The 4,970-nt window shown below is 60.5% G+C and carries 11 protein-coding genes; 3 read left to right on the top strand and 8 right to left on the bottom strand.

Annotated elements, in window-relative coordinates; translation table 11 throughout:
- Positions 1 to 142 precede the first annotated feature (142 nt).
- The 8 genes from A7G45_RS14840 to A7G45_RS14805 all read right to left on the bottom strand — a co-directional run bounded on the left by A7G45_RS14840 (position 143) and on the right by A7G45_RS14805 (position 3,231).
- A complete protein-coding gene (locus A7G45_RS14840; protein WP_260938352.1) occupies positions 143 to 529 on the bottom strand; it encodes a hypothetical protein in 387 nt (128 codons plus the stop codon).
- Positions 526 to 798, bottom strand: a complete 273-nt coding sequence (locus A7G45_RS14835; protein ID WP_260938350.1) for a hypothetical protein — start codon at positions 796 to 798, stop codon at positions 526 to 528. The genes A7G45_RS14840 and A7G45_RS14835 overlap by 4 nt, the downstream gene beginning before the upstream one ends.
- Positions 795 to 1,004, bottom strand: coding sequence for a hypothetical protein (locus A7G45_RS14830; protein ID WP_260938348.1), 210 nt, complete (start codon positions 1,002 to 1,004; stop codon positions 795 to 797). Before A7G45_RS14830 ends, A7G45_RS14835 begins: the two co-directional genes overlap by 4 nt.
- A 64-nt stretch (positions 1,005 to 1,068) precedes the next feature.
- Entirely contained in the window at positions 1,069 to 1,224 is a 156-nt protein-coding gene (locus tag A7G45_RS14825) for a hypothetical protein (RefSeq protein WP_260938346.1), read from the bottom strand.
- Between the two features lie 217 nt (positions 1,225 to 1,441).
- Positions 1,442 to 1,690 carry a hypothetical protein gene (locus A7G45_RS14820; protein WP_260938345.1) on the bottom strand — a complete coding sequence of 83 codons (249 nt, stop codon included), beginning with the start codon at positions 1,688 to 1,690 and terminating at the stop codon, positions 1,442 to 1,444.
- Positions 1,687 to 2,007, bottom strand: coding sequence for a hypothetical protein (locus A7G45_RS14815; protein WP_260938316.1), 321 nt, complete (start codon positions 2,005 to 2,007; stop codon positions 1,687 to 1,689). Before A7G45_RS14815 ends, A7G45_RS14820 begins: the two co-directional genes overlap by 4 nt.
- Positions 2,004 to 2,882: a Rha family transcriptional regulator gene (locus A7G45_RS14810; protein WP_260938318.1), complete on the bottom strand. Its 879-nt coding sequence runs from the start codon at positions 2,880 to 2,882 to the stop codon at positions 2,004 to 2,006. The genes A7G45_RS14815 and A7G45_RS14810 overlap by 4 nt, the downstream gene beginning before the upstream one ends.
- Positions 2,883 to 2,943: 61 nt before the next feature.
- Entirely contained in the window at positions 2,944 to 3,231 is a 288-nt protein-coding gene (locus A7G45_RS14805; protein WP_260938321.1) for a helix-turn-helix domain-containing protein, read from the bottom strand.
- Between the two features lie 453 nt (positions 3,232 to 3,684).
- On the opposite strand from A7G45_RS14805, the gene A7G45_RS14800 reads away from it, so the two are divergent.
- The 3 genes from A7G45_RS14800 to A7G45_RS32705 form a co-directional block, all read left to right on the top strand.
- Positions 3,685 to 4,095: a hypothetical protein gene (locus tag A7G45_RS14800; RefSeq protein WP_260938343.1), complete on the top strand. Its 411-nt coding sequence runs from the start codon at positions 3,685 to 3,687 to the stop codon at positions 4,093 to 4,095.
- Positions 4,096 to 4,448: 353 nt separating this feature from the next.
- A complete protein-coding gene (locus tag A7G45_RS14795) occupies positions 4,449 to 4,889 on the top strand; it encodes an Rv1352/Rv1906c domain-containing protein (RefSeq protein ID WP_260938341.1) in 441 nt (146 codons plus the stop codon).
- A partial coding sequence (locus A7G45_RS32705) for a DUF2510 domain-containing protein (RefSeq protein WP_407667533.1) occupies positions 4,889 to 4,970 on the top strand: 82 nt, incomplete at its 3' end. The genes A7G45_RS14795 and A7G45_RS32705, both read left to right, overlap by 1 nt.

The following is a 4,970-nucleotide window of genomic DNA, read 5'->3' as shown; positions in this document are numbered from 1 at the left end:
CCTCGACGACACGCCACTCTTCTTCGGTGAGTGGTGTTGTGCGCCAGCCGTGTTGTATCCATTTCTGCGCGAAGCTGGGCATGCGGTTGCGTTGGGTATCGGTGAGTGATTCGAGTCGTTTCATGTCTACTTTCGGGCCGTTCTATTGCTTGTTGGCTAGCCGTACATCTGTGGCGATCATGTCTTCCACTAAACCGGCGACATGGTGTGCGTGGCGGCGATCGGTGTGTGACCGGTGACCGCAATGGCAGTACACGCCGTCCGCCTGGTTGGCCTTCACGTGGTGGTAGCGGACAAGTTCGGCAACGTTGTCAGGCTCATCCATGAAGGCGGGTTGAACTGGACCAAACCTCCACGGCTCCATGACATCGACGTGTTCCTCACGCTCAGCCAACAAGTCAGCCCACTCGGCCGCGACCTTAGCCTCATGAGCCTCATCAACACGAGCACGCACGAAAGTCGAAGCAGGACAAAGAATCATCGAGATATCACGGACAATGGTCAGCGCGTAACGAAGCCGGCGGATCATCGGTTCATCTCCTCAGTGGAGAAGCAGTGGTGTGAGATTCGATCGACGGCCTCTGCGTACGCCTCGGTCCAGATTTCCCAATTGCACGGAGGCTCAGTGGCTTTGGCGAGCTTGTCGAGTTCTTCGCGTATCGGCTTGAGCGCTTCACGGGCTGCATCCACGAAGCCGCGCGACACCTGGTTCGGAAACCCTTCACGCCACGGGCTATTGGTCGAGCCGTACTTGCGTTCCCAAGCCTGTTGTGCCGCCGCTTCTGCCGGGTCGCTCATGATGGACCGTCCTTCAGCGCGCCCATCCGATGCCAACCCTCAGCCTCGAGGTCATCGCGCAGATTCCCGTCGGCATCAAACGGCGACCAACCATCGTCAATGCCGGTTTGGTCGGGAATGATGGCGAAACCGTTGTCCAGCCGGATGATTCGCGTACCAGGACTCGCCTCGGGATCAAACTCAAGCTTCCCAACGAAGTCGCTCATGACTCGACCCACCACTCGTCATCTGCCCAGTCGTCGGCGTCGAGGTAGTCACTCCAGTTGTCCATCACAGTGATCGCCGCCTCTGCTCATCCGCATCCAACTCAGCCAACCGACGCCGCATGTCCGCATCGAACTCACGCTCAAAATCCGGCCACAACAACACTGCCGTGAAAACAATCAAGCCCAAGATCACAAGGGCCAGAACAACACTCCCGATCATGACCGAACTCCCCGCACAATCGACTGGGCAACCGGACGCCGATAATTCCCAGCCGCCTCCATGCGCTCGGACTCCAATTCCTCGACACGACACTTCAGCTCAGCGATCTCCTCGTCCCTCACCGCCAACTCATGGACAAGACGCTCAACCCGCACCTCATCCGACTCGACAGGCATTGAGAAGACCGTCCGCCTCACCCACGGAAGAACAGACGCGTTCATGCGGACCTCGCAGACTGGCGCCGACGACGGAAACGCGGCACCGGATTGGACTGTGGGAGTTGCGGTCTCGCCTCGGTCGACTGAGCACCGATGGCGTCGATGATCTGCTGCTCAGTCATGTGCCACCGGCCGGCGATCTTCAACCCGGCCCATGCACGTTCACGCAACTGGGCGCGGGCGTAATCCTCTGAGCAGTGCATGATTTCGGCGATCTGCTCAACTTCGTACAAGACCGGGAGGCTCACGCCGCACGCTCCTCGGCTTCGGGTTCCGGCCACACAATTCGGCTGGACTGCTCGACAATCGCTGTGGCACCGTAGCTTTCAAGCAAGTCGGCGCGCTTCTTAGCGGTCGACTTTGATCCGTACACCTTGTTGGTAACCGGCCAGATGAACTCGGAGGTGCCCATGATCTCGGTGTAGTTCCCGACCGGACGCCAACCCGCCGGCTGCCAACCTGGTGTGGGAATCCAGATGTCAGCGTCCTCGTTGATGCACTCGAAGGCGCCTTCTGGGTACGAGGTCACGCGGACGCGGTATAGGTAGTCGCCGGAGAATCTCACGCTGCACCACCCGTGATCTTTGGCGGGAGAACGAGATTGCCGGCCTGGCGCACGTAGTCAGTGATCCACTTCCAGGCGACGTCCTGGCCGCGCGGGTTGATCATGGTGACGGCGGTCGGATACCCGTCCTCGGTGACGTCCTTGTGGGTAAATGCCCAGCCCGATTTCACCGCCTGAGAGGTGGCGTGGTTGCGGTCGGCGCGGTGTCCGTCGATGAGCATTCCCCGCCGCCGCAACATCTCGTACACCTGGTCCTGGAGAACGGTGATGCCCTGCTTGGTCCCCCACTGTTGAACCTCGCGGGCGAACATCTGCCGGTTGATGGACTTGGCGTTCGCGGTATGAGCCTCAGCCTTCGCGACAAGCGGCGCGTCCCGTTCGATCGCGGCGGTAAGCATCTTCGCTTCGGATTCAGCCTTGACGGCGCGCGCCCGCTCAGCCTTCGCGACATCGATGGCGCGCTGGGTACGGGCGGCCTCAGCCTCGATGGCGGCGATCGGATCCGACAAGTCGATGACCGCGCCGCGTCGCAGCTCCCAGAACTCGCGGACCAATCGCTTCTTGAAGTCGCGGACGATGTCGCTGTTCCGCATGTAGGTGAGCAACAGGGTCGCGTGCTCCTCGTTGAGGATCGCGACCGTGACATCACCGCCGCCATGTTGGCCGGCTGGTCTTGGTGCGATTTCAAATCGGACCAAGCCGAATTCGTTGAAGTCGTCCAAGTTCTTGCGGATCAGCAGCAGCACTGAGGCGTGCTCGTTGCTGGTTCCGTTGGCGATTCGCATCGATGTCGTCGTCGCGACACCCTCGGCCACCTGAACAATCGGTGTGGCGCGCTCCAACTCGGCGAACCCGCTATCGTTGTGTTCTGACACTGGAAATCTGACCTTCCTGTTGTCGGTGCCCTCGTCCGTTGCCTCGGACGGGGGCTCTTTGTTATGCGGCCGGTTTCTTCTGGCGCTTTGGCGGCATTGCAGGTTCGACCGGAGGGCGCAGCGGTCCGTGCCACACATTCAGCGGTTCGATACCGAGCGCCTTCGCCCACGCGGTCAGCAGCCGGTCGCTCGCCTTCTTGTTGCCGTTCTCGACATTGGAGATTCCGGCATCGGTGATCTCGACACCCTGCTCCGCGATCCGCTCGGCGAGCTGAAGCTGACTGAGGCCGTGCGCGATGCGCACTTCTTTGATCCGGACCATCGGTCCTAGCGGTTCAATCGCTGGCATAGCGACAACTCTAGACAACCAGCGATTCGAGCGCAAGCTAAATCGCTGATTTCGCTACTTAGCTGCGGAATGACAAGGATGTAACTATCGAATTCGTCGCTGACCTGGCGATAGGCTTGTCATTCCTTAACTAGACCTGTCGCGACACTCAATGAAAGGCTCTGGGCCATGACAAGCGAGTCCCCTGCACAACGGCTTGGAAGGCGCGTCCGTGCGCGCCGGAAGGAACTCAAGTTGACTCAGGCTGACGTGCAAAAGGCGGGAGGCCCGTCAACGGCCACCCTCCGACTGATTGAAGGCGGTAAGCACGCGGATATCCGCCCAAGCACAAGCGGGCCACTAGAAGCGGCACTCCAATGGCAACGTGGAAGCGTCGACTGCGTGCTTGCAGGCGACGAACCAACCCCCATGCCGTCAGCGCACCGACTTGCTCCCGCCGAGTTCAGTCGCGCCGTGGAACTCGCCCGCCAGATAATCAACGCTCCGCCCACGCCACATGACGAGCACTTCAACCGCGCCGAGAGACTGCTGTCTCACGCCCATGAATCCGTGCGCCACGGTGATCATCTGGGCGCCATCCATGGGCTCGAAGGCGTCTGGTCAACCATCGAACTCCTGATCGACCGCATCACAGATGATGCCCTACAGAAAGGACGACCTAATGCCGGTCAATCAACCCCACCCGCCAACCAGGACGCGCAATCGGCAACACCGCCGCCGGTCGACAAAAACGAGAAGACCCCAGGCTACGAGCTAGCGGACGATGTGGAGTCCCCGGCCGCTGCTACGGCCGACGCTGTCACCGCCGACGCTGTCGCCGAACTGGAGGTCGACGGCGCTGATGACGATCGAGAGCAGGCTTGATGACCAGGTTGATGGTGGGTGCGCCTTCATTCGCTGTACGTAGGCGCGATAGAGCTGTTCGAGGTCTGGAGGGTCCATCCGCGCCTGAGTTCAGCGAAGGTATCGGATGGCGGCATTAGGGCGTGCGGAATCCATTGTGTTCCTACAGGTTTCGGCGTTAATAAGGCTTCCCCGGCCTGCCCGGTAATTTACGTACCAGTCAGATATATTGCCAGCGTTTCCACAGTCGTTATGTAACCGTTATGCAGGTTGCTAGTGCCCAGATCACCCACTGAACAACCGGCCCCAAACGTTCAGCCCAACAATTCAGGAAACCGCCAGACAGTGACCCTGGCGACAATTAGGATCACCACATGGCGAACCCGTGGAGCAGCACCGGTTGGCAGGGGCCGGACGATGGCGACGAGCCACGCAAGTCGTCCGTTCACCCAGCGATATGGGTGCTGTCAGGCGTGTTCCTGCTGGTCTTCTTCGGCGGAGCTTTCCTGTCGATCGATAAGTCGAAGATGCCGGCACAGTCGACACCAACCGGGGCGGCACGGCAATTCGGAACGATGGATGCTGACGGCACCTATGTCGTCGGCAAAGACATCGCCCCCGGCACCTACCGATCCACCCCCACGCTCGCCAACGGCTACCCGTTCTGCACATGGAAACGACTGCGTGGATTCAGTGGCGAGTTGGCCGACTCCATCGCGATCGACAACCAACCCGGGCAGACCATCGTGACCATCGCGCCAACCGACGTCGCATTCGAATCCATCTCGTGCCAACCCTGGGAGAAGATCAGCTAATGTCCAGCCCTCAACCAACCCCACCCGGCTGGTACCCAGACCCCACCGGCCAGCAGCGCTACTGGGATGGGCAACAGTGGC

The sequence above is a fragment of the Mycolicibacterium llatzerense genome, from assembly GCF_025331195.1.
Lineage (GTDB): Bacteria > Actinomycetota > Actinomycetes > Mycobacteriales > Mycobacteriaceae > Mycobacterium > Mycobacterium llatzerense.
Note: the sequence above shows the minus strand (reverse complement) of the source record. Positions and strands in the feature narration are given on the sequence as shown.

Bases quoted from the DNA above. Each gene is read 5' to 3' on its own strand.
- A7G45_RS14830 (WP_260938348.1), bottom strand. From the start codon at position 1,004: ATGAGCGACTTCGTTGGGAAGCTTGAGTTTGATCCCGAGGCGAGTCCT.
- A7G45_RS14795 (WP_260938341.1), top strand. From the start codon at position 4,449: ATGGCGAACCCGTGGAGCAGCACCGGTTGGCAGGGGCCGGACGATGGC.
- A7G45_RS14840 (WP_260938352.1), bottom strand. From the start codon at position 529: ATGATCCGCCGGCTTCGTTACGCGCTGACCATTGTCCGTGATATCTCG.
- A7G45_RS14805 (WP_260938321.1), bottom strand. From the start codon at position 3,231: ATGCCAGCGATTGAACCGCTAGGACCGATGGTCCGGATCAAAGAAGTG.
- A7G45_RS14835 (WP_260938350.1), bottom strand. From the start codon at position 798: ATGAGCGACCCGGCAGAAGCGGCGGCACAACAGGCTTGGGAACGCAAG.
- A7G45_RS14825 (WP_260938346.1), bottom strand. From the start codon at position 1,224: ATGATCGGGAGTGTTGTTCTGGCCCTTGTGATCTTGGGCTTGATTGTT.